Consider the following 24,879-nt stretch of genomic DNA (forward strand, 5'->3'; position numbering starts at 1 on the left):
CCTGTCACGGAGCCCCCAGGACCGCCCCACGAGAGGGCAAAGCGCCGGTCAAATCACCCGTGGGCACTCTCGTCCGCCCCGTCCCGTCCCGCCGGATCCGCCGGGGCGTCGCGCAGTGGCAGCACGAGGGCCGCCCCCGTGCGCGGGTGCGCGAGCACCTCCACCGGCTGCCGGTACACCCGTGACAGCAGCCCCGCCTCCAGCACCTCGCCGGGCGGGCCCGCCACCGCGATGCGCCCCTCGTGCAGCACGGCCACCCGGTCGGCGTGCGCGGCGGCCAGCCCCAGGTCGTGCAGGACGACGACCACGGCGTCCCCGGCGGCGGCCCGCGCCCGGCACAGCCGCAGCACGAGTTCCTGGTGCCGCAGGTCGAGGGCGGCGGTGGGCTCGTCGAGCAGCAGCAGCGGGGTGTCCTGGGCGAGCACGCGGGCGAGGGCGACCCGGGCGCGCTCCCCGCCGGAGAGGGCGGGGAAGGGGCGGCCGGCGAAGGCGGTGACCTCGGTGGCGGCCATGGCCTCGGCCACGATCCGGTCGTCCTCGGCCTCGCGTCCGGTGCCGGCCCAGGGGGCGCGGCCCATGCGGACCACGTCGAGGACGGGGAACGGGAAGGAGAGGGCGGCGTCCTGGGGGAGGACGGCGCGCCGCAGCGCGAGGTCGGCGGGCGACCAGTCGCCGGCCGGGCGCCCGTCCACGGTGACGGAACCGGCGGACAGCGGCAGGTCGGCGCAGAGCGCGGCGAGCAGGGTGGACTTGCCCGCGCCGTTCGGGCCGACCAGGGCCAGCACCTCCCCGGCGCGCACGGCGAGGTCGATGCCGGCGAGGACCTCCCGGCCGCCCGCGCCGTGCCGGGCCCGCACCCCGCGCGCCTCGGCGAACACCGTCCCGGCGGTCGGACGCCGGGGCGGCAGGCGCCGCGCGCGGGCCCGGGCCCGGCCCCACGTCCGCCGTCCGAACGGCGCGCGCGACGCGGCGGGGGCGGGGGCGGTGTCGGCATCGGTGTCGGCATCGGTGTCGGCGTCCGCACGGGGCACGGCGTCGGTCTCGTGCGAGGTGTTCGTGGTCGCGGCCATCAGGCCCAGCCTCCCTGGCGGCGACGGGTCCGGCGCAGGAGCCAGAAGAAGAAGGGGCTGCCGAGCAGCGCGGTCAGCACGCCCAGCGGCAGTTCGGCGGGCTCGGCGACGGTCCGGGCCGCGAGATCGCCGGCCACGAGCACGAGGGCCCCGCCCAGGGCGCTGCCCGGGATCAGGAAGCGGTGCCCGGGGCCGTGCGCCATCCGCAGCAGGTGCGGCACGAGCAGCCCGACGAACGTGATGATCCCGGCCACCGCCACCGCCGCCGCCGTCAGCAGCGCGACCACGAGGATCAGCGCGAGCCGCAGCCGTTCCACGTCCACGCCCAGGTGACGGGCGGGCCGTTCGCCGAGCGCCAGCAGGTCCAGCCGGCGCGCGTAGAGGGGGGCGACGCACAGGCCGAGGAGGGCGCAGGGCAGGACGGCGAGGACCTTGGGCCAGGTGGCCTGGGCGAGGGAGCCGAGCTGCCAGAAGGTGATCTGGTTGACCTGGCCGGAGTCGGCGAAGAACACGAACAGGCCGATCAGGGCGCCCGCGAAGGCGTTCACGGCGATGCCGGTGAGGATGAGGGTGACGACCTCGGTGCGCCCGCCGGAGCGGGAGAGGGCGTAGACCACGCCGACGGTGATCAGCCCGGCGACGAAGGCGCAGGCGGTGATCGTCCAGGTGCCGAGGAAGGTCAGGCCGAGGGCGATGGCGGCGACCGCGCCGACGGCCGCGCCGGCGGAGATGCCGATGACGCCGGGTTCGGCGAGCGGGTTGCCGAACACGCCCTGCATGAGGGCGCCCGCGCAGCCGAGGCTCGCGCCGACGAGCAGGGCGAGGACCACGCGGGGCAGTCGCACGTTCCACAGCACGCTCTCCGGGACCCGGTCCAGGGGCGCGCCGCCGAGGCCGATCCGGTGCTGGAGGGAGCCGAGCACGTCGCCGAGCGGGATCCGGTAGGCGCCGGTGCCGGCGGCCACGAGGGCGAGGACGACGAGGGCGGCGGCGAGACCGAGGACGAGCAGGGGCGCGGTCCCGCGCGCCCGGGCCGGGGCCGGCGTGGTCCCGGCCTGTTTCGGCGCCGTCGCGGGCGGGTCGAGGGGGAGGGTCATGGATCAGTTGGCCTTGTCGTACAGCTGGGTGACGAGGGACTTCAACACCTGGTCGGTGCGCGGCCCGTAGTTGAGGAGGACCCCGTCGTCGACGGTGAGGACGCGGCGGTCCATGCCGGCCGGGGTCTGGGCGATGCCGGGGACCTTGAGGAGTCCGTCGACGCCGCCGACGGAGTCCAGGCCCTTGGTCATGACGAGGACGGCGTCGGGGGCGGCGGCGGCCAGGGCCTCGCTGGTGATGGGGGTGAAGTCCTTGGCGAGCCCGGACTCCTTGCCCGCGTCGACCGCGCCCGCGGCCTCCAGGAGGGAGGCCGCGCCGGAGTCGGCGCCGCCGAGCATGTAGACGGAGGCGGTGCCGCGCAGGTAGAGGAAGGCGACGCGGGGCCGGTCGCCCTTGGCGCCGGCGCCGGCGGGGACGCCGGCGGTCGCGGCGGCGAGGCGTTCGTCGGTGCGCTTCTTGAGGGCGTCGCCGGCGGCGGGCACGCCGAGGGCGGCGGCGACGGCGTCGATGCGCTTGTCCACGTCGGCGAGGGTCTTGGCGGGCGGGATCACGAGCACGGGCACGCCGGCGTCGCGGATCTGGTCCACGGCCTCGGCCGGTCCGGTGGTGGTCTCGGCGAGGACGAGGTCGGGCTTCAGGGAGAGGACGCTCTCGGCGGACACGTCGTGGGCGCGGGTCACGATCGGGAGTTTCGCGGCCTGTTCGAAGGTGGCGGTGAGGTCGCGGGCGACGACCTTGGGGCCGAGGCCGAGGGTCTGCACGATCTCGTTGAGGCTGCCGCTGAGCGGGATGATCCGCTCGGTGGAGGCGATCGTGACGCGCGCGCCGTCGGCGGAGGCCGCGGTGACGGGCAGGGCCTGGCCGGCGGGGGCCGCGAGGGGTTCGAGCCGGTCGGGCAGGGCGGGGGCGGCGGCGGGCCGGGCGCCCGTCGATCCGGTGCCGGGGCTCGTGCCGCCCGCGCCGCCGCCGCATCCGGTCACGGCGAGGGCCGTCGCGAGGACGCCGGCGAGGGCGAGGGCCGCCCTGCGTGCGGGGGTTGTGGCTGTGCGGGTGGGCACGGGGGCACCGTCCTGATCGTCCGACCGAAGTGCTGCGGTTCCGAGATGCTCGGCACTTCCGCACCGACCGGCCGTTAGCTTAGGTTAGCCTAACTTCACTTGCCAGACCTTGGAGGGGACATTCATGTCCGCACGACCTGCCCGTGTGCTCACGGTCGCCGCGTTGGCGACCCTGCTGGGCGCCCTGCTGCCCACGACCGCCGCCGAGGCGGCCGAGAGCACGGTGCGGGGAGGTCGACTCGACTGGGGCATCAAGTCCTCGTTCCAGAGCTACGTCACCGGCCCCATCGCGAAGGGGCAGTTCAAGCTGCGGGACGGCGCGGCCACCGCCGGCGGCAGCATGTTCCGCTTCCACAGCGCCAACGGCCGCTACGACCCCGACAGCGGAACCTTCGAGGCCGCGTTCGGCGGGGCCGTGCAGTTCGTCGGGCACGCCAAGCCCGACGGCACCAACGAACTCGACCTCACCATGTCCCGCCCCACCGTCCGGATATCCGGCGGCAAGGGCACCCTCCTGCTCGACGTGGCCGGCACCGAGAAGGGCAGCACGAAGATCGTCGACCGCAAGGCCGTCCCCTTCGCCACCCTCGACCTCGGATCGGTGAACATGCGCGGCGCCGCGAGCCCCCTGGGCCTGACCGGCGTCCCCGCCACCCTCACCACCGAGGGCGCCGCCGCCTTCGCCGGCTACTACACCGCCGGCACCCGCCTCGACCCCGTCTCCCTCTCCGCCGACCTCGTCGCCGCCGCGACCGGCGCGGGCGCGAGTGCGAATGCGAGCGCGAGCCCGAGCGCGGGCGCGGGTTCCGCCGCGCCCAGCCCCTCCGGTTCGGCCGCGGCCGGCCCCTTCGCCGACGGAGCCGTCGACTGGGGCGTGCGACGCACCTTCCGCGAGTACGTCACCGGCTCCGTCGGCCAGGGCAAGTGGACCCTCGCCGACGGCGCCAAGGACGGCGGCGCGCTGTTCCGCTTCGGCGCCGGCACGGGGGAGTGGGACGGCGCGAAGGGCACCCTCGACGGGAAGTTCGCCGGCTCCGTCCACTTCACCGGCGCCCACCTCGACCTCCGACTGTCCGCCGTCACCGTGAAGGTCGCCGAGGCCAAGGGCACCCTCACCGCCGACGTGACCACCGCCGGGAACACCGCCAAGGCCGTCCCCCTCGTCGAGTTCGACGCCAAGGACCTCAAGGCCGACGGCGGCCTGGCCCGCGTCACCGAGGCCCCCGCCACCCTCACCGAGGACGGGGCCAGGGCCTTCGACAACATGTACAAGGCGGGCACCGAGATGGACCCCGTCTCCCTCGCGGTCGCCGTCACCCCCGGCACCGCCCTGCCGGCCCTCCCCGACCTCGGCTCCACCGGCACCCCGGCCGCCCCCGCCCCGTCCGCCCCCGTCGCCTCGGAGACCCCGGTCGCGGCCGAACCCGCCGGCGACTCCTCCTCCACCGGCCTGTACGTGGGCATCGGCGCGGCCGTCCTGATCCTGGCCGCGGCGGCCGGCGCCCTCGTGATCCGCCGCCGCCGCACCGAACCGACCCCGGCCGCCGCGACGACCGGCACCCCGGGAGACGCGACGGACGGCACGACGGGCGGCACGACGGACAAGCCCGCCGCCTGAGCCCCACCCACGAACAACCCCACCCCCCCCACGAACACGGCACCACCCGAACCACCCGCACCACATCCCCACACCCCCGCATCACGGACCCGAGCGCCCCGGACACCCCGACACCCCGTCACCGTCCGGCCGCCCGGCGATCCGGCGACCCCGCGCCCCGCCACGCGCCCTTTCCCCCCTCGGCCCTCGTCGCCCAAGGAGCACCCCCGTGTCCGACCGGAACACCCCCCGCGCCACCCCGCGGCACACCCCGCCGCAGCACACCCCCCGCCCGGCCCGGCACTCGCGGCGGCTGCTCGCCGTCACCGCCGCCGGCCTCACCGCCATGGCCCTGGGCACCACCACCCTCCTGCTCCCCGCTACCGCCGCCGAACGCCCCGCCGGCGCCGACGGCACCACGCAGGGCGCCGCCCCCGTCTTCGAGCGCAAGATCCTCGACGGCACCCTCGACTGGGGCCTGCTCAAGCGCTTCCGCGAGTACGTCGTCCAGACCGGGCAGAACAAGCCCAACGGCACGATCACCGTCGCCGACGGCGCGAGCGTCAACGCCGACGGCAGCTTCCGCTTCGTCAAGCCGACCGGGAAGTACGCCTCCCCCTCGCACGTGACCACCGCCGCGTTCCAGGGCAGCGTCACCTTCGCCTCGCCCACCTATCCGGCCGGCCACGGCTTCACGATCACCCTCTCCGGCCTCCGCTTCGACACCGGCACCAAGACGATCACCGCGGACGTCACCACCGGCACCGGCGACCAGCGCAAGACCGTCAAGGACGTGGCCCTGGCCACCGGCGAGTTCGGCCGCGACAACGAGAACATCGCCACCAAGCTCACCAAGGGCGCCGCCGACTCCCTCGGCTCCCCCTCCTACGACGGCATGGCCGGCGACCCCTTCACCGCCAAGCTCACCTTCGAGGGCGCCCCCGCCTCCTCCTCCGCCCCCGCCTCCTCCTCGGCACCGGCGTCCTCCTCCGCCCCGGCCTCGTCCTCCGCCCCCGCCTCCTCCGCGCCGCCCTCCTCCTCCGCCCCGGCGACCGGGGGAACGACCGGCCCGACGGCGAGTACCACGTCCACCGCCACCGCCACGTCCACGACCGGCACCCCCGCCGGCGACGGCCGGATCCTGAACGCCCGGCTGAACTGGGGCGTGAAGGAGTCCCTGCGCCGGTACGTGGGGGAGAGCGGCGTCACCGCGTCCGACGGCGCGACGCGCGACGGCGAGGGTTACGCGTTCGCCTTCGACAGCGGCACCCTCGACCCGGCGAAGAAGTCCCTCACCTCCGCCCACAAGGGCTCGCTCCGCTTCCGCTTCGAGGCCCACGGCGTCGACATGACCTTCGCCAACCCCAAGATCGTGGCCGGCGGCACCACCGGCACCCTCTACGTGGACGTGCGCACCCCCGGCTCCGACAAGAAGGCCGTCCGCTTCGCCACCCTCGACCTGGCCAAGGCCGCCTACACCCCCACCGCCGGCGCCCTGACCCTGTCGAAGATCCCCACCGCCTTCACCGCCGAGGCCGTCGCCGCCCTCTCGACCGACCAGGCGAGCACCGGCTACAAGGTCGGCGACCTCATCGACCCCGTCACCCTCGCCCTCACCGTCGACCCGAACACCACCGTGCCCACCGGCACCCCGGGCACCACCACGGGCGGCTCGGGCGCCGCCGGCGGTTCCGGTGCGGCCGGGGGCGCGGGCACGGCCGGTGGCGGCGCGGGCTCGGCCGGCGGCAACCTCGCCTCCACCGGCGCCGAACTCCCCGCCGCGGCCGTCCTCACGGCGGCCGGGGCGGTCGTCGCGGCCGGCGCGGGCGCCGTCCTCGTGGCCCGTCGTCGTCGCCAGGCCGACGCCGCCACCCCCGCGGCCCACTGACCCCACCGACCCGAGTACCGACACCGACACCCCACCCCCAGAACCCCCACCCCCCGGGCCCCACACCCGGGTTCCCCCCACCCCGGAGGGCCGGTCGCCCCGACGACCGGCCCTCCGGCCCGTCCCGGCCCCGTGCCCGGTCCGTCCACCCCGCCCGTGTCCGTGCGGCCCGTCCGGGTGTTCAATTGCGGACATGAACGATCTCGACGTGCTGCTGGTGTTCTGCGCGGGCGACGGCCGGTACGGCAACGCCCTCGGCGTGGTCCGCGACGGCCGGACCCACCCCGACCAGGAGTCCCGTCAGGCACTCGCCCTCGAACTCGGCTACAGCGAGACCGTGTTCGTCGACGACCCCGAACGCGGGGTCGTGGACATCCACGCCCCCGGCGCCCGCCTCGACTTCGCCGGCCACCCCCTCGTCGGCCTCGCCTGGCTGCTCGACGTGGAGGAACTCCGGGTCCCGGCGGGGGAGGTGTGGGCGCGGCACGACGGCGAGTTCACGTGGATCACCGCCCGTCCCGAGTGGGTCACCGCCAAGCGCACCGTGCGCTACGAGAGCCCCGCCGAGGTCGAGGCCCTCGCCCCGCCCGAGCCCGGCTCCGGCTGGATCTACGCCTGGGCCTGGGAGGACGAGGCGGCGGGCCGCGTCCGGGCCCGGGGCTTCCCCGACCGGGGCACCATCGTGGAGGACGAGGCCACCGGCTCCGCCGCCCTCCTGCTGACCGCCGAACTCGGCCGCGCCCTCAACATCACCCAGGGCCGGGGCTCCCAGATCGTGACGGCCCCCGGCCCCGGCGGGGTCGTGGAACTCGGTGGCCGGGTCCGCTTCGCCCCCACCCGGGGCCTGTAGGCGCGAGGGCACTCGGGCAGGGCCGCCGGCGGGGCCGCGCGGGCGGGGCCGCGCGGGCACGCGAAAGGGGCCCTCCCGTCCGCCGGCCGGCGCGGGTCACGCGCACGGCTCGGGAACGGAAAGGGCCCTCGGGCGCCCCCACTCCCCCGTGGTTCGGGCGCCGGCCGGACACCGCCGGCGGGACCGGTCAGGCCCGCAGGGCGCCGGTGGTCGGGACGACCACGCCGAACAGGTCGGCGATCGTGGTCAGGGCGGCGGTCTGGAGCGCGGCGGCGGGCACGACGGTGCCGTCGGGCGCGGGCAGCGCGCGGGTCGCGGTCGCGTCGGCCACGACGGTGGGCCTGTAGCCGAGGTTGAACGCGCCCTGCGCCGTGAACTGCACGCACATGTGCGTCATGAACCCGGCCAGCACCAGCTCCTTGTCCGCGCCGGGCGCGAACCCGAGGCCGGTCAGGGTCTCGGTCAGCGTGGTGGCGTGGAAGGCGTTCGGGTAGTTCTTGACGACGACGGGCTCGCCGTCGATCGGGGCGACCTCGTCGCTGATCGCGCCGATCCGGGTCCGGATGTCGTACGGGGTGCCCTCGCCGGCGTCGTTGACGACGTGCACGACCGGGATCCCGGCCGCACGCGCCGCGCCGAGCAGCTCGGCCGTCGCCTTCACGGCCTCCTCCACGTCGGTCAGGGCCATGACGCCCTCGCGGTAGGTGTTCTGCACGTCGATCAGGACGAGGGCGGCGTCCGCGAGCCGGGCCGGCTCCTCGGGGAGGCCGGAGACGGCGCGCAGGGTGGGGGAGGGGGTGGGGGTGCTCATGACGAAACCTTTCAGCGGTTCGGGAAACGGGTTCGGGAAACGGGTGCTGGAAACGTGTGCGGGAAACGGGAAGGGCAGGACCGGGCACGCCGCGGCGCACGGGGCGCGCACGGACGGCCGGGCTGTCGGAGGGGGGAAGAGGGGGGCGGGGACGAGACCGCGTGGGGCCCGGGCCCTCAGGGGCCCGCGGTGCGGAAGCGGCGCCGGTAGCTCGCCGGGGTGGTGCCGAGCCGGCGGCGCATGGCCCGGTGCAGGGTCTCGGGGGAGCCGAGGCCGGCGGACGCGGAGACCTCGGCCAGCGGCAGGTCGGTGGTCTCCAGCAGCCGACGGGCGGCCTCCACCCGGGCCGATTCCACGTACGCGGCCGGCCCCATGCCGGTCTCCTGGGTGAAGACCCGCGCGAAGTGCCGTTCGCTGAGCGACATCCGGGCCGCGAGGACGGGCGCGGAGAGGTCGCGGTCGAGGTGGTCGGCGATCCACGTGCGCAGTTCGTCGATGTCCCGCCGGGAGGCGGCGGGTCGGCTGAGCGGCACGGAGAACTGGCTCTGCCCGCCCTGGCGTTTGAGGTACATGACGAGCTGTCGGGCCACCGCCAGCGCCGTCTGTTCCCCGAGGTCCTCGGCGACCAGCGCGAGCGAGAGGTCCAGGCAGGCGCTGATGCCGGCGCCCGTCCACAGCCGGCCCCGGTCGGCGCGCACGAAGATGGGGTCGGCGTCGACGGTGATCTCGGGGTGTTCGGCGGCGAGCTGGGCGGCGGTGGACCAGTGGGTGGTGGCCGTCATGCCGTCCAGCAGGCCCGCCGCCGCGAGCAGGTGCGCGCCCACGCAGACGGACGCGACGCGGCGGGCATCGGGGGCGACCCGGCGCAGCCAGTCGACGACCTGCCCGTCGATGCGGGCGACGAACCCGTGCGGACCGGGGTCCACGGCGCCGGGCACCAGGAGGGTGTCCACGCCGCCCGTCACCTCGTCGAAGGAGGTGTCGGCGAGGATCCGCACCCCGGCGGAGGTGCGGACCGGGCCGGCGGTGGGGCCGGCCAGGACCACCTCGTAGCCGGCGCGGCCCCCCGTCTCCCGGTTGGCGAGGGCGAAGACCTCGGCCGGGCCGGTGACGTCGAGGAGGTCGACGTCGGGGAAGACCGCGATGACGACGCGGTGGGTGCGGGGCATGTGCCCATCCTCCCCGCGCCCCGGGTCCGGCCGCAATGACGATTCCCCGTCACATTCGGACATGCCCGGGTCGGTGACCTGCGGGAACGCGCGCGGGGCCCGACCGTGCGAGACGGTCGGGCCCCGGGGCGGAGTGCTCACGGGCGGGTGCGGGCGAGCGGGTGCGGGCGGGGTGCCGCCGGGCCGGGGCGGGGGCCCGGGCGGGGCTGCGGGCCCGGGTCAGGCGGCGACGGGGAAGAGGTCGCCCAGCTCGCGGAAGACGGCGCCGTTGAAGTCGAAGGCGCGCTTGCACTCCTCCACGATCCGCTGCTTCTCCAGGTCGTCGGCGGCCACGCCGTCCAGCAGCTCGCGGTACAGGCGCTTGAAGGCGGCGGGGTTGGAGATGTCGGCGAACACGTAGAAGCGCACGCCGTCGCCCTTGCGCTCGAAGCCCCAGGTCCGCTCGGCCTTGTCGCGGATGATCTGGCCGCCGGAGAGGTCGCCGAGGTAGCGGGTGTAGTGGTGGGCGACGTAGCCGCCCGGCCAGGACGCGGCGCATTCGGCGACGCGGGCCGCGTAGGCGGCGGTGGCCGGCAGGGCGCGCACGGTGGAACGCCACTCGGAGCCGCGCAGGTGCGCCAGGTCGCGTTCGATCTCGGTGACGCGCATCAGCTCGGAGCGGATGAAGGGCCCGGCGACCGGGTCGTCGGCGAGGGCGGCGGCGCCGTCCTCCAGGGCCCGGTACACGAACCACAGCTGCTCGGTGTAGGCGGTGTAGGCGTCGACGCCGAGTCGGCCGCCGAGCAGGTCGCTCATGAAGGTCGAGGTCTCGGCCTCCGTGTGCTGCTCGTGGGAGGCGACACGGATGACGGTGGAGAAGGCGTCCAAGGCGGACCTCCGAGAGGCGTTGGGTAACGAGGACCGGGCGTGGCGGAGCAACCCCGCCACGCCGATCTTCCTACTTAGGTTTACCTAAGTCAATGGGTTCCCGACAACGTGTCGGAAAAAACCCGTGAACGTGGCCGAGCACACCCGTACGGCCGAGCCCGGGAACGCGAAAACGCCGGCCGCGAGGGCCGGCGTCTCGTCGCGCGGAACGTGGGAGGGCGGGGGTAGGGGGGCGGAGGTCAGGGGAGGGTAAGGATCTCGGCCCCGTCCGCCGTCACCACCAGGGTGTGCTCGAACTGCGCGGTCCGCTTCCGGTCCTTGGTCACGACGGTCCAGCCGTCGGCCCACATGTCGTACTCGTGGGTGCCCAGCGTCAGCATCGGCTCGATGGTGAAGGTCATGCCCTCCTCCATCACGGTGGTCGCGTGCGGGCTGTCGTAGTGCGGGACGATCAGGCCGGAGTGGAAGGACGTGCTGATGCCGTGGCCCGTGAAATCACGGACCACGCCGTAGCCGAAGCGCTTCGCGTACGACTCGATGACCCGGCCGATCACGTTGATCTGCCGCCCCGGCCGCACCGCCTTGATCGCGCGGTTCAGGGCCTCGCGGGTGCGCTCCACGAGCAGCCGCGACTCCTCGTCCACGTCCCCGCACAGGTAGGTGGCGTTGTTGTCGCCGTGCACGCCGCCGATGTACGCCGTCACGTCCAGGTTCACGATGTCGCCGTCGCGCAGCACCGTGGAGTCCGGAATGCCGTGGCAGATGACCTCGTTCACCGAGGTGCACAGCGACTTCGGGAAACCCCGGTAGCCCAGGGTCGACGGGTACGCGCCGTGGTCGCACATGTACTCGTGGGCGACCTTGTCCAGGGCGTCGGTCGTGACCCCCGGGGCGATCAGCTTGGCGGCCTCCTCCATCGCCCGCGCGGCGATCCCGCCCGCGTGGCGCATGGCCTCCACGGTCTCCGGGGTCTGCACCTCCGGCCCGGTGTACGGGGTCGGGGCGGGCTTGCCGACGTACTCGGGGCGACGGATGGCGCCGGGAACGGAACGGGTGGGAGAAAGCTCTCCTGGGACGAGCAGCGACTGGCTGGACATGCGGGCGAGTGTAGTCGGCGGTTCTCGGGCAGCATGGCGTCACAGGAGCCGATCACGGAGCACGACGAGGAGACGGTGACGATGGCGCTGCTCAAGAAACGCCAGGTGGGCAAACCGGGCGAATGGTACTACTGCCTCAAGCACAAGAAGGTCGAGGAAGGCCCGGAGTGCCCGGCCAAGGACCGCTTCGGCCCGTACACCTCCCGCGAGGACGCCAACCACGCCATGGAACGCGCCCGCGAACGCAACCTGCAGTGGGAGAACGACCCCCGCTGGCACGGCAAGACCACCGACGCCCCGACGGCCGAGGACGGCGACGGCGCCGGAGCCGCAGGTACGACGGACACGGGCACGGCCACCCCGACCGACTGACCCGACCCCGCCAAACGAAAAACGACGAGCGGCCCACACCACCGGGCGGCCACACCGCCGGGCGGAGCCACGCAGCCGGGCAGACGAACGCCGAGCCCGCCACACGCCCGGGCCGACGGTGGGGCGGGCACGCGGTCGGGCGGACGGATGCCGATGCGGGCACGCGGCCGGGTGGGCGGACGGTGAGGCGGGCACGCGGTCGGGCGGACGAACGCCGATGCGGGCACGCGGCCGGGTGGGCGGACGGTGAGGCGGGCACGCGGTCGGGCGGACGAACGCCGATGTGGGCACGCACCCGGGCGGGCGGTCGCCGACTCGGGCACGCGGTCGGGTGGTCGCGGAGGCGGGCACCTGGCCGGGCGGGCGGCTGGCGAGACGCGCACCCGGCCGGATGGGTGGATGCCGAAAGGCGCACCCGCCCGGATGGGCGGACAGCGAGGCGGGCATCCTGCGAGGCGGGCACACGGACGGCGAGACCCGCACCCGGCCGAACCGACGCCCGACCCCTCGCCACCCCGCGCCCACACCCGTCGCCCCGTCCCGCCCCGCACCGACGGACCGACCCCGCGCCCACACCTGTCGCCCTGCCTCGCCTCGCCCCGACGGACCGGCCCCGCGCACACACCAGTCGCCCCCGCCCCGGATCGACGGACCGACCCCGCGCCCACGATTCGGTCCTGCGGCTTGTGGCCGTAGCCGCGCCTGCGGCCTGGCCTCGCCCTCCCGTGGCCCAGTCCCGCCCCCGTGGTCCGCCCCTGGGGCCACGCCCGCGGATCGGCCCCGCGCGCACGGACCAGCCCCGTGCCCACGACCCGGTCCTGCGGCCCGTGGCCGCAACCGCGCCCGTGGCCTGGCCCGCCGCCTCCCTCGTCGGCTGACCCTGCCCCTCGCCCCCCCGGTGCCCCATCCCCGCCGGCCCAGCTCTGGGGCCATGCCCACGGATTGGCCCCGCGTGCACGGACCAGCCCTGCGCCCACGATCAGGTCTTGGGGCCCGTGGCCGTAAACGCGCCAGTGGCCTGGCCCCGCCGCCTCCCTCGTCGGCTGACCCCGCCCCTCGCCCCCCGTGCCCATCCCCGCCCCCGTGGCCCAGCTCTGGGGCCATGCCCACGGATCGGCCTCGCGTGCACGGACCAGCCCTGCGGCCACGATCCTGTCTTGGGGCCCGTGGCCGTAACCGCGCCCGTGGCCTGGCCCCGCCCCCTCGTGGCCGTAACGCGCCTGTGTCCTGGCCCCGCCCGCCCCCGTGGTCCGCCCCTGGGGCCCTGCCCACGGACCGGGGTCGTGGCCGGACCGAGAGCCGGACCAGGACCGGCCCCGGCTCCGGACCAGGGCCGGCTCACGGACCCGGACCGTGAGCGGTACTGGGAACGGGGTGGGGTGGGGCTACCAGCGGGCCGGTGGGGGTGAGGTCAGGGTGTCCGCCAGGCGGGCCAGGCGGTCGCGGAACCGGCGCGGGGTGCGTTGGGCCGGCAGCGAGTTCTCCCCGGCCGCCGCGCTCACCAGGTGCTGCACGGTGTCCAGGTCCGTCGCCGCGCCCGTCGGCACGCTCAGCAACTCGTGCGCCATCGACCCCAGGTCCGGATCGCCCGCGTCCAGCGACAACACCGTCGCCCCCGCCCGGCGCGCGTCGTGCACCCGTTCCAGCAGCCCCGCCCCCGGCCGCTCCGGGGCCACCACCAGCAGCGTCTCCCCCCGCCGCGCCCCCTCCAGCCGGCTCAGCCCCACCGACAGGTGCGCGGGTGCGCCGCGCGGAACGGCGTGCCGCACCAGCGTCGGCGCCAGCTCCGGCAGTCCCGCCCACGCCGACTCGTCCACCAGGTGCGCCGCCAGGTGCCACGGCTCGTGCCCCGAGGTGCCCACCAGCAACAGCCCGCCCCCCGCCGACACCACCGACCGCCGCAGGTTCCCCCCGAACCGCCGCGCCGCCCCCGGCCACTCCGTTCCCGCCAACACCTCGCGCAACAGCGCCACCCGTACCGCGTCCATGCCCCGCATCCTGCGCCCGCCGCCCGGGCGATCGCGCGCGGATCCGGGCCGCGTCACCCGTTCGGTCCCGCGCTACCCGGCAGTACCCTCGCCCCCATGACTTCCACTGAGAGCACCCCCGCCGCGCCCGCCCCCAAGGACCCGCGTGACCTGCCCGACGTGTCCGGACTCGTCGTCGGCGTCCTCGGCGGCACCGGCGACCAGGGCCGCGGCCTCGCCTACCGCCTCGCCCGCGCCGGCCAGAAGGTGATCATCGGCTCCCGCGCCGCCGACCGCGCCCGTGCCGCCGCCGACGAACTCGGCCTCGGCGTCGAGGGCGCGGACAACGCCGAATGCGCCCGCCGCAGCGACATCGTCATCGTGGCCGTGCCCTGGGACGGCCACGCCGCCACCCTCGAATCCCTGCGGGAGGACCTCGCGGGCAAGCTCGTCGTGGACTGCGTCAACCCGCTCGGCTTCGACAAGCAGGGCGCGTACGCCCTCAAGCCCGAGGAGGGCAGCGCCGCGCAGCAGGCCGCCGCGCTGCTCCCCGAGTCCCGGGTCACCGCCGCGTTCCACCACCTGTCGGCGGTCCTGCTCCAGGACGAGGCGATCGAGGAGATCGACACCGACGTCATGGTCCTGGGCGAGTCCCGCGCCGACACCGACACCATCCAGGCCCTCGCCGAACGCATCCCGGGCATGCGCGGCGTCTTCGCCGGCCGCCTGCGCAACGCCCACCAGGTCGAGGCCCTGGTCGCCAACATCATCTCCACCAACCGCCGCTACAAGGCCCACGCGGGCCTCCGCATCACGGACGTCTGACGGACCCGGCCTGGCCGGACCTGACCAGGCCCGACCAGGTCCGGCTCGGCTAGGCCGTTTCCTTGGGATCATCTGATCGTTGGTTGATGTGTGTCGTTGACTGATGCCCAGTGGGCCCGTATCGAGCCGTTGTTGCCGGATCGGTCCCCGAGGCGGGGTGGGCGGTGGCGGGATCACCGGCAGGTGATCGACGCGATCGCGTTCAAGTACCGGACCGGGACGCCGTGGATGGACCTGCCCGAGCACTTCGGTTCGTGGAAGGGCGCCCACAATCGGCTGCGGGTCTGGGCGGCGGACGGGACCTGGGAGAAGGTCTTCACCGCCCTCCTCGCCCAGGCCGACGCCGAGGGCGACCTGGACTGGGTCGTCGCGGTCGACTCCACGATCGTGCGTGCTCATCAGCACGCCGCCGGGGCCCGTCAAAAGGGGCCCCGGCCAGCGAGCCGCACGATCATGCCCTCGGACGCTCCCGCGGCGGACTGACCACGAAGATCCACCTCGCCGCCGACGGCCGCTGCAGGCCTCTCGCCTTCGTCATCACGCCGGGCCAGGCCGGTGACGCGCCCGCGTTCACGCAGGTCATGGCCCGCTTGCGGGTGCCCCGGCGGATCGGCCGTCCCAAAGTCACGCCGGACGTGGTCCTGGCCGACAAGGCGTACTCGTCCCGGGCGATCCGCCGACACCTGCGGCGACGTGGAATCAGGGCGGTGATCCCGCAGCCGGCCGACCAAGCCGCCAACCGCAAACGTCGCGGCCGGTTCGGCGGCCGCCCGCCGGCCTTCGACCGGGAGGCATACAAGCAGCGGAACACCGTCGAGCGGTGCATCAACAAGCTCAAGCAGTGGCGCGGCCTTGCCACCCGCTACGACAAAACCGCCACCATCTACCTCGCCGGACTCCACCTCGCCGCCATCTTCATCTGGTCAGCACGATGATCCGAAGGAAACGGCCTAGGTCCGGCTCGGCCTGGCTCCGCTCGGCCCGGCCCGATCCGGCCCGATCCGGCCTGGCTCGGCCCGATCCGGCCTGGCTCGGCCCGATCCGGCCTGGCTCGGCTCCGCCCGGCTCGGCCTGGCTCCGTCCGACCGGACCCGATTCGACCCAAACCAGGCTCGGCCAGACCTGATCCGATTCGGCCTGGCTCGGTCCACCAGGCCCGGCCCGGTGGGCCGGCGGCCCAGCGGTTTCACACCGCCGCGCCGGACCCGCCGGCCTCGTCGGACCGTCACGCCGGCCCCGTCACACCGCCCGTGTCACGCCGGCGATGCCGGACCCGGTCGGGTGGGCTCTCCGGTACCCGCCGGTCCCGCGTCGCCGCGCCGGCCGGGCATGGCGCGGCGGGACCCACCGGGCCGTCCGCACACTGGTCACGGGCGTCACGGGCGTCACGGGCGTCACGGGCGTCACGGGCGACGCGGGCGGCTCGACCGGGCCAACCGGCCCGACCGGTGCCGCCTCAGCGCCCGATCTCGACGCGCTCGATCAGCAGCGGGGAGAGCGGCTTGTCGCTGCGGTCCGTCTCCACCTTCCCGAGCGCGGCCACGACCGCCTGCGACTCCGCGTCGGCGACCTTGCCGAAGATGGTGTGCTTGAAGTTCAACCAGGTGGTCGGGCCCAGGGTGATGAAGAACTGCGAACCGTTCGTCCCCGGACCCGCGTTGGCCATGGCCAGCAGGTAGGGCTCGGAGAACGTCAGGTCGGGGTGCGCCTCGTCGCCGAAGGTGTACCCCGGCCCGCCCCGACCCGTGCCCGTCGGGTCACCGGCCTGGACCATGAACCCGTCGATGACCCGGTGGATGGGCGTGCCATCGTAGTAGGGCCCGCTGAGCGGCGTCGCGGTGCGCGGATCGGTCGCGCCCTCCTTGGTGCCTTCGGCGAGTTCCGCGAAGTTGCGCACGGTCTTCGGCGCGTGGTTCGGGTACAGCTCCAGCCGGATCGCACCCAGGGTGGTGTGGATCGTGGCCGTCTTGGCGGGGCTCGTGCTCATGGGACCCTCCCGGTCGTCACGTACGGTACGCCCGCGATCATCCCAGCCCGCACCCCCCAACCACCCGACTTCCTCCACATCCCCCGAGTCCGGGCCCCGCCAAGGCCGCTACCCGGACCCGCACACAACCCCACCCCACGACCCGCTCACGCCCTGTCCTCACCCGGACCCACACCCCAACAGTCGAGGGCGGGGGCAAGCCCCGTGGACCGCCGCCGCCCCCAAGGGCACGCTTGCAACGGCCCCACGCACCCCCCTCAGGCCGCCCCGGGCCGGCACCCTGCGGCGAGGCCACCCACCTCGCCCCCCACCCGCACCGAACCAACCCCGCACCGAACCAACCCCGCCGCACGACGACCTCCCCCGGTCGCCGAACCAGCGGAACCACCGGAACAGGCATCCCGAGGTGCCCTGATCCGCCGGGCGACGGGTCGTCGAGTGGCGGAGGTGGCCGCCTGCCGGCGGCGGGCAAGTCAAAAGCTTTTCCCAGGGGCGGCGGAGGGGAGCCGGGGCCAAGGCGATTGCCCGTCCTCACCCAATCCCGTGGCGAGCGCAGCCCCCCAACAACCACCCCCGGAGCCCGCGAAGGCCGCCCTCACGAACCCGGCCCGAACGCGGCCACCCACCACACCTCGACCGCCTACGGCCCCCGACGGCCCCACCCCGAAGGCCGGCCCCGCAGGGGGCAGGGGCGAGCCCGACGCGGCGGGCCCAAGGGGCCCGAAGCCCCCACCCCACCCGCACCCGGCAACGCACCGAGACCCCGTACCCCTCCCCGCCGCCACCGGGAAACGCTTTTGACCTACCCGCCGCCGGCAGGCGGCCACCCCAGCCCCGACCGCTCCCACCACCGCGCAACAACCCCGACCCACCAGGACGTACGCCCCCCACCCCCGACAAAATCAGCGAAGATAACCCCCAACAGCCCAGCCCCAAGAAGCGCCCACCCCCAAGGCCCAGATATGTCGGAAATGTCGCGATCCCCAATCCTTGCCAAAAACCCCACCCCGCCGCGACAAACCCGCAGGTGAAAGACTCCAGCCCCCGCGCACGCGGGGATGACCCCGAACCGGTGGCCGCGCGCCCGGCAGCAGCCCGCCAGCCCCCGCGCACGCGGGGATGACCCCCATCGTCTTGGAGGTCTTCATGAACACCCTGCCCAGCCCCCGCGCACGCGGGGATGACCCCTCGGCGAACCCCTTGCTGTCCTTGAGCCCTTGCCAGCCCCCGCGCACGCGCGGATGACCCCCTGCGGGAGCGCCAGCGGCGGCCTGCCGGATGCCCGCCAGCCAGCCCCCGCGCACGCGGGGATGACCCCGGTGGCCCAGTGGGGGTGGGTGCTGATGGCTTCCAGCCCCCGCGCATGCGGGGATGGTCTTGCGCCGGTTGCATTGGCTGATGGACTCGGTTGCCGGCCCCCGCGCGTGTGGGGGCGGTTTTCGGTTGGTGGGTTTGGTTGCCCGGGGCTTGTGCTTGCTTTCGTGGGGGCTGGTGGCTTTGGGGGTGGACCCCGGGGTGGGGTGGGGGTGGGCGTGGGGGACACTGGGGGGGTTCGTCCTAGCCGTACCGTCCCGCCGGAACCCGAGGAGCCCGATCCATGCCTCGCCTCGCCATCTACGCGATCGTCGTTTGTGCCCTGTCCGTGGCGGCAGCGGTGGTCGCCTTCGTGGAGGGCAGTTTTCTCGGGATCGTGTGGGTGTTGCTGGCGGGCATCACCTCGAACATGGCGTGGTTCTACATTCGCAAGGCCAAGATGCGGGCCGCCGCCCAGCAGGCCGCCCCTGCCCGGACCGTTGAGGTCTGAGCCATGGCTCTGGTGGTCTGAGATCGGGTGACGCCCGGTGAGGGCCCGCCGGTCTTCGCCGGGACCCCACCGGGGTCGTGCGGGGGTTACTTCGCTCGGCGGAGGGTGAAGCGTTCGCCGTCGATCGCCACGACGATCCAGAAGATGTCGGCGAACTTGATCTGCCTGTCCACCTCCACCGTGCCCATGAACTTCGCGCCCCTCGCCTTCGCGCCGAGGCGGGTCTGGAGTTCGTAGAGGGTGCCCGCGATGGACTCGCCGACCCCCGGGTCCGCCTGTTGTACGGGCGGCGGGGCGATCGAGGTGCCCGTGCTCCGGGTGTTCGCCGCCGCCGCGGCCTTGTCCTCGACGATCTTGCGGACCCGGCCCTCGAAGTCCAGGTACTCGCTGTCCGTCAGCAGGGCCCGGAGGTGGGCCTCCAGGTTGTCCTTGCCGGGGTTCACGGCGAACGTCGCGAAGTAGCCCAGCCCGCGGTTCGGGCCCACCACCCATTCCCGGGCGATGGCGTCGCCGTACACGCGGCGCACCGAGTCGAGCTCGTGCGCGAAGACGAGACCGTTCTCCGGCGCGCCGTGCAGCACGTGCCCGAACTCGTGCCAGATCTTGCCCTCCAGCGCGATCCCGCCCTCCTTGACCGTCGCGATCTTGATGAGGATCGTGTCGAGGACGATGCGTTGCTGCACCGCGCTGATGAGCTCCGGGGACTTCTCCTGGCGCCGTCCCTCGAAGTCCACGGTGTTGCGGTACAGGTCGATCTGGGTCTGGGTCTTGATGGTCAGCGCGTCGTTCGCGGCCTGGAGGTTGAAGCTGTCGGGCACGACGACGATCGACGCGCCCGGCCTGATGCGCCACAGGATCCCGGACGCGAGCGCGTCCGGGTCCGGGGCGAAGGAGTTCGTGCCGTTGTAGGTGCCCTCGGGCAGGCCGCCCTGGTGGTGTTCGGACATGGTGGTGTACCCCGTCCCTCCCCTGAGACCGCCGCCGCGTCCGGTGCGCGCCGGCGGGAAACCCCCGGCCGACGCCCCTCGGGGGCGGCGTGGCCGGGGGATGACTGCCCAGGGCGCGACGACGGAAACCGGCCGGCGGGGGGCGCACGTCAGACGCCGGCGCCCGCCGTCCCGTCCGCCGTCCGCGCGCCCCCTGCGGGCCGGGCCACGGAGTCGGCCCCGGCCCCCGCCTCGGCTTCGGTGTCGATCGTGGCCGGGACCGTGTTCGCGCGTTCGGTGACGAGGGCCGGGGCGCGGGCCGTGACGGCGCGGTCGGCGGGCGGCAGGTCGCCGTACAGGTGCTCGGTGACGTGGGCGACCCGTTCCCGGATCCCGTCCTGCGTGGCCCGTCCGGCCTCGGTGAGGGTGAGGGTGACGGAGCCGGTGTCGCCGGCCCCGCCCGTGATGAGCCCGGCCCCGCCCGTGACGAGCCCGGCCCCGCCCGTGACGAGCCCGGCCCCGCCCGTGACGAGCCCGGCCCCGCCCGTGACGAGCCCGGCCGCCACCAGCCCGGCCGGCGCGGCCTCGGCGGTGGCGTGTCGACCTTGAGTCCGTACCGGATCCGGGCGAGGAGCGTGGCGCGGGTGTGGGGGCCGGTGGAGCGGGAGTTGAGGGCGTTGGCCCGGGTGAAGTCGAGCCCGAGCGGGTCGAGGGTGGTGCGTTTCGGGACGGCGTGGGTCGCGTAGTGGGCGAGGCCGATGGCTTGGCCGGTGAGCGTGGCGTCCGCGGGCGCGGGCGCGGGCACGGGCGCGGGGGTGAGGGGCGGGGGCTGCGTGGCCAGGGCCGCGCCGAACGCGGCCCGGGGCGCCGGGGCGGGGTGGGGGATGCGCGTGGGCATCGGAGTCCCGCGCAGGGGCGAACGCGGGACGGTGCTGCCCCGTGTGGGGGACGTGGCGGACCTCGTTCGGCCCTATGGGACCGTCCGTCGATCCGCTGCGTTCGTGCGTCCGCCCTAACTCGCCCCGTCACGCCCCCGCCCCGCCCCCGACCCCGTCAGTCGTGGGTGGGGCGGGCAGTGCGCGGCGTGCCGTACGGGGGCAGTGTGAAGGTGTCGGCGGGCGGGACGAGGAAGCGGTCGAGGGCCGCGGCGACGCGGGGGTGGGCGGCGGCCCGCAGCACGGTGTTCAGGGTGCGGATGCCGACGCGGGTGCGGGGCGAGGCGACGCGGGGCACGCCGGGCGGGAGGTGCTGGGCGCGGGCGGTGTAGGGGCGCAGGAGGTGTTCGTAGCGGGCGAAGGCGTCGCCGTGGCGTGCGTGGTGGGCGAGTTCGCCGGCGAGGACGTAGGCGCCGGTGAGGGCGAGGCTGGTGCCCATGCCGCTGAGGGGGGACGCGCAGTACGCGGCGTCGCCGACGACCACGACACGGCCCCGGGACCACGTGGGCATGCGGACCTGGACGACGTGGTCGAGGAAGAAGTCCTCGGCGTCGTCCAGAGCGGCGAGGATCCGCGGGACCTCCCAGCCCACGTCGGCGAAGAGGGCGCGCAGCAGCGTCCGTTGGGCGTCGGGGGCGAGGCGTTCGTGGCCTCGGGGCGGGGAGAGCCAGGCGAGGGAGGCGCGGGTGGTGCCCCGGTTGTCGGGGCGGAGGGTCGCCGTGCGCCCGCCGGGGGCGTTGTGCCAGCGCGCCCAGCGGCCGTCGGAGGGGTGGTGGGGGATGGTGAGGTACGCGGTCGAGATCCCGACGGACCGCACGTCGGTGAGCCGGGACGCGGCGGACCGCCCGTCCGAGGACCGCCCGTCCGAGGACCGCCCGTCCGAGGACCGCCCGTCCGAGGACCGCCCGTCCGGGGACCGTCCGTCCGGGGACCGTCCGTCCGGGGACCGTCCGTCCGGGGACAGCCCGTCCGGGGAGCGGCCGAGGGCGGCGGCCCTGTCGGGGCCGTCGGGGCCGTTGGGGCCCACGGACCCGCCCGACGCGGCGGTGGTGCCGGCCCTGCGCGTGCCGCCGGCCGTGGCCGCGTTGCCCGTGCCGCTGGTCCTGCCAGCGTTGCCCATGCCGCCCGTGTTGCCTGTGGCGCCCGCGTTGCCCGTGCCGCTGGTCCTGCCAGCGTTGCCCATGCCGCCCGTGTTGCCTGTGGCGCCCGCGTTGCCCGTGGCGCCCGTGTTGCTCATGCTGCTCGTGTCGCCCGCGTTGTCTGTGCCGTACGTGCCGTACGTGCCGTCCGGGCCACCCGCGCGGCCCATGCCGTCCGGGCCACCCGCGCGGCCCATGCCGCTCGTGCCGGCCGCGCTGCCCATGCCGCTTGTGCCGGCCGCGTTGCCCGTGCCGGTCCTCCCGGCGGCCCCGCCGGACCCGGCGGTGCCCTCGGGTGGGCCGAAGACGAGGTCGCGGGTGCGGGAGCGGGCTCCGTCCGCCGCGACGACCAGGTCGAAGGCGCGTTCCGTCCCGCTGCGGAAGGTGACGTGCACCTGCTCGCCGACCTCCGCGAGGTGCGTGATCTCGTCCCCGAACAGGTACTCCGTGCGGGGGACGGTGTCCTCGTACAGGACGCGGGAGAGGTCGGCGCGCAGGATCTCCAGGTCGGAGATCGGCCCCTGCCCGCCGAAGGCCCCGGACGGGAACGCGGCCTTGACGCGGTCCGCCCCGTCGACGAAGCGGATGCCCTCCTCGCGGGTGGCGTGCGCGCGCAGGACGGGCTCCAGGCCCATCCTGCGCACGACCTCGCGGCCGGCGCCGCGCACGTCCACGGTCTGGCCGCCGTCGCGCAGGGCGGGGGCGCGTTCGACGATCGTGGCCCGCATGCCGTGCCGGTCGAGCCAGTGGGCGAGGGCCGGGCCGGCGATGCCGGCTCCCGCGATCAGGACGTTCCGGTGTGCCATGTGACTCCCCATGTCCGTGTGCCGGTGTGCCGGTATGCCGTGCTGTGCCGTGTCGCTCGCCCGCCCGCCCGCCCGCCCGTGCGTGTGCGGGCGTCCGTGCTTCGGTGTGTCCGTTCCGTCCTACCCCGTCCCGTGCGCGGCCCGGCCGGCGTCAGAGGGTGACACGCTCCCCGTCCGCCCCGGTCCCCGTCCCGGTCGCGGGGGTGATGCCGTGCTGCTCCTCCTCCGGGCGGGCCTCGCGGGGGAGGAGGAAGGTGATCGCGAAGAACGCGACGAGCAGGCACGCCTGCGCGATCAGCGCGTGGTGGAACCCGGCGGTGAAGTCGCCCGTCTTGGCCCGGTCGAAGAAGACCGACCCGAAGACGGCCACGCCGATGGACCCGCCGACCGCCTGCACCGCCGTCAGGACGCCGGACGCGGAGCCGATCTCGTGGTCGTCGACGGCGGCCAGGATGAAGCTGAACAGGGCCGCGATCACCAGACCCGCGCCGACACCGGCCACGACGGTGCCCGGCACGATGTCCCAGATGGAAAAGGCCGAGGCGTCGAGTCCGTCGAGTTCGAACCACAGCAGGGCCGCGCCGGCGAGCTGCACGAGCGGCCCGACCTGGAGCACGCCGCGTCCGATCCGGTTGGCGAGGAACGCGCCGCTGACCGCGCCGCCGATCGCGGTGCCCACGGCGAGCGGCAGGTTGCCGAGGCCGGCCTCGCCGGCGGTGAACTGCCGGCCGATCTGGAGGTAGAGGGTCAGCACGAGCTGGGTGCCGATGAGCCCACCGAAGAACAGGGCGATCCCGCCGAGCCCGACGGTGAAGGCGGGCTTGCGGAGCAGGGCCGGGGTGACGAGGGGTTCCCGGCCGGCGGCGGAGGCGCGACGCTGTTGGACGGCGAACAGGGCGAAGCCGATCACCGACGCGGCCATGCTCAGCCACGTCCACAGCGGCCACCCGTCCTCCTGCCCCTGGTTCAGCGGCAGCACGAGCAGGGCGCACGACGCGATGACCAGGGCCGCGCCGGTCACGTCGACCCGCACCGTGCGATCGCCGTCCTTCGCCGGCACGAACTTCGCGGCGATGATCAGCGCGGCGATGCCGATGGGCAGGTTGATCAGGAACACCGAGCGCCAGCCGAGGCCGAAGAAGTCGCCCTCGATGAGGAAGCCGCCGAGCACCGGCCCGATGATGCCGCCCAGCCCGAGGACCGGGCCGAAGATCGCGAACACCTTGGTGAGCTCGGGTCCGGAGAAGTTCTCCCGCAGCAGGCCCAGGCCCTGCGGCAGCAGCATGGCCCCGGCGGTGCCCTGGAGGAGGCGGAAGGCGATCAGCGACCCGATGTTCGGCGCGAGCGCGCACAGGAGGGAGCTCGCGGTGAACGCGGCGAGGCCGATCAGGAACATGCGGCGCCGGCCGTAGCGGTCGCCGAGTCGTCCGCCGAGGACCAGCCCGGCGCCGAGGGTGAGGGCGTAGCCGCCGATCACCCATTGCAGGCCGACGGGCCCGGAACCGAGGGATCGCTCCAGGTCGGGGCCCGCGACGTTGACGATCGAGGCGTCCAGGAGGTCCATGATCTCGGCCGTGATCATGACCGCCAGGATCAGCCACCGCCATCGGTAGGGCGCGGCGGGGGCGCCGGCGCCGGGGGCGTCGGAGGTGGGGGCAGGGGCGGACACGAGCAGATACCTCCATGGTGAAGTAATTCCATGGTGAAGGTAAATTGGTGGAGGTAGGTTGTCAACCGGAAGCGCCGGCGTGATCACGCGGCGCACGACGAGGGCGGAGAGTCCGGTGGAAGAAGCCAGGCGCGACGACGTCGCGGAGCAACGCGAGCGGCTGACGGAGGCGCTGCGGATCTACGGCGCGCACTACACCGAACTCGGTCGCCGCTTCGCCGCGTGGCTCGGCCTGCACTCCACCGACGCGGTGGCACTGCTCCAGATCACCGCCGCCGAGGAACGCGGCACGCCGCTGTCACCCGCCCGGCTCAGCGAACGCATCTCGCTCTCCACCGGCGCCACCACCGCGCTCCTGAACCGCCTCGAAGCGGCCGGACACATCACCCGGGCCCGCGAACACACCGACCGCCGCGTGGTCACCCTGCGCGGCGGCGCGCACATCAGCGCCCGCGCGGAGGAGTTCTTCGACCCGATCGCCGACCGCCTCGACGCGGCGATGTCCCCCTACTCGACCGAACTCCTCGACCGCTTCGAAGCGCTCATGACCGACCTCAACGCCACCCTGGACACCCACCTCAAAACGGCCGGCCCGCCCCCACCGCCCACCACCCCGACCCCCTGACGAGCCTCCGTCCCGGCGGGTGGGAGGGGACGCTGTCGGGGGCGCGCCGGGCCTCAGCCGCCGTCCACCCGAGCCCCGGCAACGAACGCGCCCCAGGCGGCGGGGGTCACGCGCAGACTGCCCTTGGCGTGATCCTTGGTGTCGCGCACGAGCACGGCGGCGTCGGCCTTCGCCACCTCGACGCAGTTGCCCCCTTCGGGGCCACTGTGGGCCGACTTGATCCAGGTCGTGGCGGGGGAAGTGTCCATCGAGTCCTCCGGGGTGCCGTGCCGAGACGTCGCACACACGATGACGGCCCCCTTCCCGTCAGGGAAGAGGG

Annotated in this window: 21 protein-coding genes, 1 pseudogene and 1 CRISPR repeat array; of the genes and pseudogenes, 8 read left to right on the forward strand and 14 right to left on the reverse strand. The window is 74.7% G+C overall.

Annotated features, from left to right (window positions below):
* Positions 1 to 53: 53 nt before the first annotated feature.
* The 3 genes from ACN20G_RS19070 to ACN20G_RS19080 are packed head-to-tail and all read right to left on the reverse strand — an operon-like array spanning position 54 to position 3,226.
* On the reverse strand, positions 54 to 1,070 hold the full coding sequence (locus ACN20G_RS19070) for a heme ABC transporter ATP-binding protein (RefSeq protein WP_424214002.1): 1,017 nt from the start codon (positions 1,068 to 1,070) through the stop codon (positions 54 to 56).
* Positions 1,070 to 2,167: a FecCD family ABC transporter permease gene (locus ACN20G_RS19075; RefSeq protein WP_424214003.1), complete on the reverse strand. Its 1,098-nt coding sequence runs from the start codon at positions 2,165 to 2,167 to the stop codon at positions 1,070 to 1,072. Before ACN20G_RS19075 ends, ACN20G_RS19070 begins: the two co-directional genes overlap by 1 nt.
* Positions 2,168 to 2,170: 3 nt before the next feature.
* Positions 2,171 to 3,226 (reverse strand): heme/hemin ABC transporter substrate-binding protein, encoded by a 1,056-nt coding sequence (locus tag ACN20G_RS19080; RefSeq protein WP_424214004.1) that lies wholly within the window; start codon positions 3,224 to 3,226, stop codon positions 2,171 to 2,173.
* 124 nt (positions 3,227 to 3,350) lie between these two features.
* On the opposite strand from ACN20G_RS19080, the gene ACN20G_RS19085 reads away from it, so the two are divergent.
* The 3 genes from ACN20G_RS19085 to ACN20G_RS19095 all read left to right on the forward strand — a co-directional run bounded on the left by ACN20G_RS19085 (position 3,351) and on the right by ACN20G_RS19095 (position 7,561).
* Positions 3,351 to 4,844 (forward strand): HtaA domain-containing protein, encoded by a 1,494-nt coding sequence (locus ACN20G_RS19085; protein WP_424214005.1) that lies wholly within the window; start codon positions 3,351 to 3,353, stop codon positions 4,842 to 4,844.
* 208 nt (positions 4,845 to 5,052) lie between these two features.
* The gene (locus tag ACN20G_RS19090; protein ID WP_424214006.1) at positions 5,053 to 6,711 is read left to right on the forward strand and encodes an HtaA domain-containing protein; all 1,659 of its coding nucleotides are present in this window, start codon (positions 5,053 to 5,055) and stop codon (positions 6,709 to 6,711) included.
* Positions 6,712 to 6,904: 193 nt separating this feature from the next.
* On the forward strand, positions 6,905 to 7,561 hold the full coding sequence (locus ACN20G_RS19095; protein ID WP_424214007.1) for a PhzF family phenazine biosynthesis protein: 657 nt from the start codon (positions 6,905 to 6,907) through the stop codon (positions 7,559 to 7,561).
* A 187-nt stretch (positions 7,562 to 7,748) separates the two neighbouring features.
* Here ACN20G_RS19095 and ACN20G_RS19100 read toward each other — a convergent pair whose 3' ends face one another.
* From ACN20G_RS19100 to map, 4 genes are all read right to left on the reverse strand, one after another.
* Entirely contained in the window at positions 7,749 to 8,372 is a 624-nt protein-coding gene (locus tag ACN20G_RS19100; protein ID WP_424214008.1) for an isochorismatase family protein, read from the reverse strand.
* A gap of 176 nt (positions 8,373 to 8,548) precedes the next feature.
* A complete protein-coding gene (locus ACN20G_RS19105; RefSeq protein ID WP_424214009.1) occupies positions 8,549 to 9,541 on the reverse strand; it encodes a GlxA family transcriptional regulator in 993 nt (330 codons plus the stop codon).
* A 219-nt stretch (positions 9,542 to 9,760) separates the two neighbouring features.
* Positions 9,761 to 10,408, reverse strand: coding sequence for a heme oxygenase (biliverdin-producing) (locus ACN20G_RS19110; RefSeq protein WP_424214010.1), 648 nt, complete (start codon positions 10,406 to 10,408; stop codon positions 9,761 to 9,763).
* 239 nt (positions 10,409 to 10,647) lie between these two features.
* A complete protein-coding gene (gene map / locus ACN20G_RS19115; RefSeq protein ID WP_424214011.1) occupies positions 10,648 to 11,505 on the reverse strand; it encodes a type I methionyl aminopeptidase in 858 nt (285 codons plus the stop codon).
* An 81-nt stretch (positions 11,506 to 11,586) separates the two neighbouring features.
* Between map and ACN20G_RS19120 the strand changes: the two genes are divergently transcribed.
* Positions 11,587 to 11,877 carry a hypothetical protein gene (locus tag ACN20G_RS19120; RefSeq protein WP_424215579.1) on the forward strand — a complete coding sequence of 97 codons (291 nt, stop codon included), beginning with the start codon at positions 11,587 to 11,589 and terminating at the stop codon, positions 11,875 to 11,877.
* 1,385 nt (positions 11,878 to 13,262) lie between these two features.
* On the opposite strand, the gene ACN20G_RS19125 is transcribed toward ACN20G_RS19120, so the two are convergent.
* The gene (locus ACN20G_RS19125; protein WP_424214012.1) at positions 13,263 to 13,865 is read right to left on the reverse strand and encodes a hypothetical protein; all 603 of its coding nucleotides are present in this window, start codon (positions 13,863 to 13,865) and stop codon (positions 13,263 to 13,265) included.
* A 96-nt stretch (positions 13,866 to 13,961) separates the two neighbouring features.
* Between ACN20G_RS19125 and npdG the strand changes: the two genes are divergently transcribed.
* Positions 13,962 to 14,669, forward strand: coding sequence for an NADPH-dependent F420 reductase (npdG, locus tag ACN20G_RS19130; protein ID WP_424214013.1), 708 nt, complete (start codon positions 13,962 to 13,964; stop codon positions 14,667 to 14,669).
* A gap of 90 nt (positions 14,670 to 14,759) precedes the next feature.
* Positions 14,760 to 15,604, forward strand: a pseudogene (locus ACN20G_RS19135) (IS5 family transposase).
* A gap of 521 nt (positions 15,605 to 16,125) precedes the next feature.
* Here ACN20G_RS19135 and ACN20G_RS19140 read toward each other — a convergent pair.
* A complete protein-coding gene (locus tag ACN20G_RS19140; protein ID WP_424214014.1) occupies positions 16,126 to 16,656 on the reverse strand; it encodes a peptidylprolyl isomerase in 531 nt (176 codons plus the stop codon).
* 1,037 nt (positions 16,657 to 17,693) lie between these two features.
* Positions 17,694 to 18,035: direct repeats of the CRISPR family, unit length 29 nt; unit sequence CCAGCCCCCGCGCACGCGGGGATGACCCC.
* 218 nt (positions 18,036 to 18,253) lie between these two features.
* Here ACN20G_RS19140 and ACN20G_RS19145 point away from each other — a divergent pair.
* A complete protein-coding gene (locus ACN20G_RS19145; RefSeq protein WP_424214015.1) occupies positions 18,254 to 18,460 on the forward strand; it encodes a hypothetical protein in 207 nt (68 codons plus the stop codon).
* An 86-nt stretch (positions 18,461 to 18,546) separates the two neighbouring features.
* Here ACN20G_RS19145 and ACN20G_RS19150 read toward each other — a convergent pair whose 3' ends face one another.
* The 4 genes from ACN20G_RS19150 to ACN20G_RS19165 form a co-directional block, all read right to left on the reverse strand.
* Complete coding sequence (locus tag ACN20G_RS19150; RefSeq protein ID WP_424214016.1) at positions 18,547 to 19,407, reverse strand: hypothetical protein; 861 nt, start codon at positions 19,405 to 19,407, stop codon at positions 18,547 to 18,549.
* 149 nt (positions 19,408 to 19,556) lie between these two features.
* Positions 19,557 to 19,952, reverse strand: a complete 396-nt coding sequence (locus ACN20G_RS19155; protein WP_424214017.1) for a hypothetical protein — start codon at positions 19,950 to 19,952, stop codon at positions 19,557 to 19,559.
* Between the two features lie 487 nt (positions 19,953 to 20,439).
* Positions 20,440 to 22,266 (reverse strand): FAD-dependent monooxygenase, encoded by a 1,827-nt coding sequence (locus ACN20G_RS19160; RefSeq protein ID WP_424214018.1) that lies wholly within the window; start codon positions 22,264 to 22,266, stop codon positions 20,440 to 20,442.
* A 151-nt stretch (positions 22,267 to 22,417) separates the two neighbouring features.
* Entirely contained in the window at positions 22,418 to 23,848 is a 1,431-nt protein-coding gene (locus ACN20G_RS19165; protein ID WP_424215580.1) for an MFS transporter, read from the reverse strand.
* Between the two features lie 202 nt (positions 23,849 to 24,050).
* On the opposite strand from ACN20G_RS19165, the gene ACN20G_RS19170 reads away from it, so the two are divergent.
* Positions 24,051 to 24,560 carry a MarR family winged helix-turn-helix transcriptional regulator gene (locus tag ACN20G_RS19170; protein WP_424214019.1) on the forward strand — a complete coding sequence of 170 codons (510 nt, stop codon included), beginning with the start codon at positions 24,051 to 24,053 and terminating at the stop codon, positions 24,558 to 24,560.
* Between the two features lie 53 nt (positions 24,561 to 24,613).
* Here ACN20G_RS19170 and ACN20G_RS19175 read toward each other — a convergent pair whose 3' ends face one another.
* Complete coding sequence (locus tag ACN20G_RS19175; RefSeq protein WP_424214020.1) at positions 24,614 to 24,808, reverse strand: DUF397 domain-containing protein; 195 nt, start codon at positions 24,806 to 24,808, stop codon at positions 24,614 to 24,616.
* Positions 24,809 to 24,879: the final 71 nt, after the last annotated feature.

The sequence above is a fragment of the Streptomyces dryopteridis genome, from assembly GCF_049606955.1.
In the GTDB taxonomy this organism is placed as follows: Bacteria; Actinomycetota; Actinomycetes; order Streptomycetales; family Streptomycetaceae; genus Streptomyces.

What these genes read in the sequence shown, in the direction of transcription:
- ACN20G_RS19070 (WP_424214002.1), bottom strand. Translation starts at nt 1,070, where the DNA reads ATGGCCGCGACCACGAACACCTCGCACGAGACCGACGCCGTGCCCCGT.
- ACN20G_RS19075 (WP_424214003.1), bottom strand. Translation starts at nt 2,167, where the DNA reads ATGACCCTCCCCCTCGACCCGCCCGCGACGGCGCCGAAACAGGCCGGG.
- ACN20G_RS19085 (WP_424214005.1), top strand. Translation starts at nt 3,351, where the DNA reads ATGTCCGCACGACCTGCCCGTGTGCTCACGGTCGCCGCGTTGGCGACC.
- ACN20G_RS19095 (WP_424214007.1), top strand. Translation starts at nt 6,905, where the DNA reads ATGAACGATCTCGACGTGCTGCTGGTGTTCTGCGCGGGCGACGGCCGG.
- ACN20G_RS19100 (WP_424214008.1), bottom strand. Translation starts at nt 8,372, where the DNA reads ATGAGCACCCCCACCCCCTCCCCCACCCTGCGCGCCGTCTCCGGCCTC.
- ACN20G_RS19105 (WP_424214009.1), bottom strand. Translation starts at nt 9,541, where the DNA reads ATGCCCCGCACCCACCGCGTCGTCATCGCGGTCTTCCCCGACGTCGAC.
- map (WP_424214011.1), bottom strand. Translation starts at nt 11,505, where the DNA reads ATGTCCAGCCAGTCGCTGCTCGTCCCAGGAGAGCTTTCTCCCACCCGT.
- ACN20G_RS19120 (WP_424215579.1), top strand. Translation starts at nt 11,587, where the DNA reads ATGGCGCTGCTCAAGAAACGCCAGGTGGGCAAACCGGGCGAATGGTAC.
- ACN20G_RS19125 (WP_424214012.1), bottom strand. Translation starts at nt 13,865, where the DNA reads ATGGACGCGGTACGGGTGGCGCTGTTGCGCGAGGTGTTGGCGGGAACG.
- npdG (WP_424214013.1), top strand. Translation starts at nt 13,962, where the DNA reads ATGACTTCCACTGAGAGCACCCCCGCCGCGCCCGCCCCCAAGGACCCG.
- ACN20G_RS19140 (WP_424214014.1), bottom strand. Translation starts at nt 16,656, where the DNA reads ATGAGCACGAGCCCCGCCAAGACGGCCACGATCCACACCACCCTGGGT.
- ACN20G_RS19145 (WP_424214015.1), top strand. Translation starts at nt 18,254, where the DNA reads ATGCCTCGCCTCGCCATCTACGCGATCGTCGTTTGTGCCCTGTCCGTG.
- ACN20G_RS19150 (WP_424214016.1), bottom strand. Translation starts at nt 19,407, where the DNA reads ATGTCCGAACACCACCAGGGCGGCCTGCCCGAGGGCACCTACAACGGC.
- ACN20G_RS19160 (WP_424214018.1), bottom strand. Translation starts at nt 22,266, where the DNA reads ATGGCACACCGGAACGTCCTGATCGCGGGAGCCGGCATCGCCGGCCCG.
- ACN20G_RS19165 (WP_424215580.1), bottom strand. Translation starts at nt 23,848, where the DNA reads ATGATCACGGCCGAGATCATGGACCTCCTGGACGCCTCGATCGTCAAC.
- ACN20G_RS19175 (WP_424214020.1), bottom strand. Translation starts at nt 24,808, where the DNA reads ATGGACACTTCCCCCGCCACGACCTGGATCAAGTCGGCCCACAGTGGC.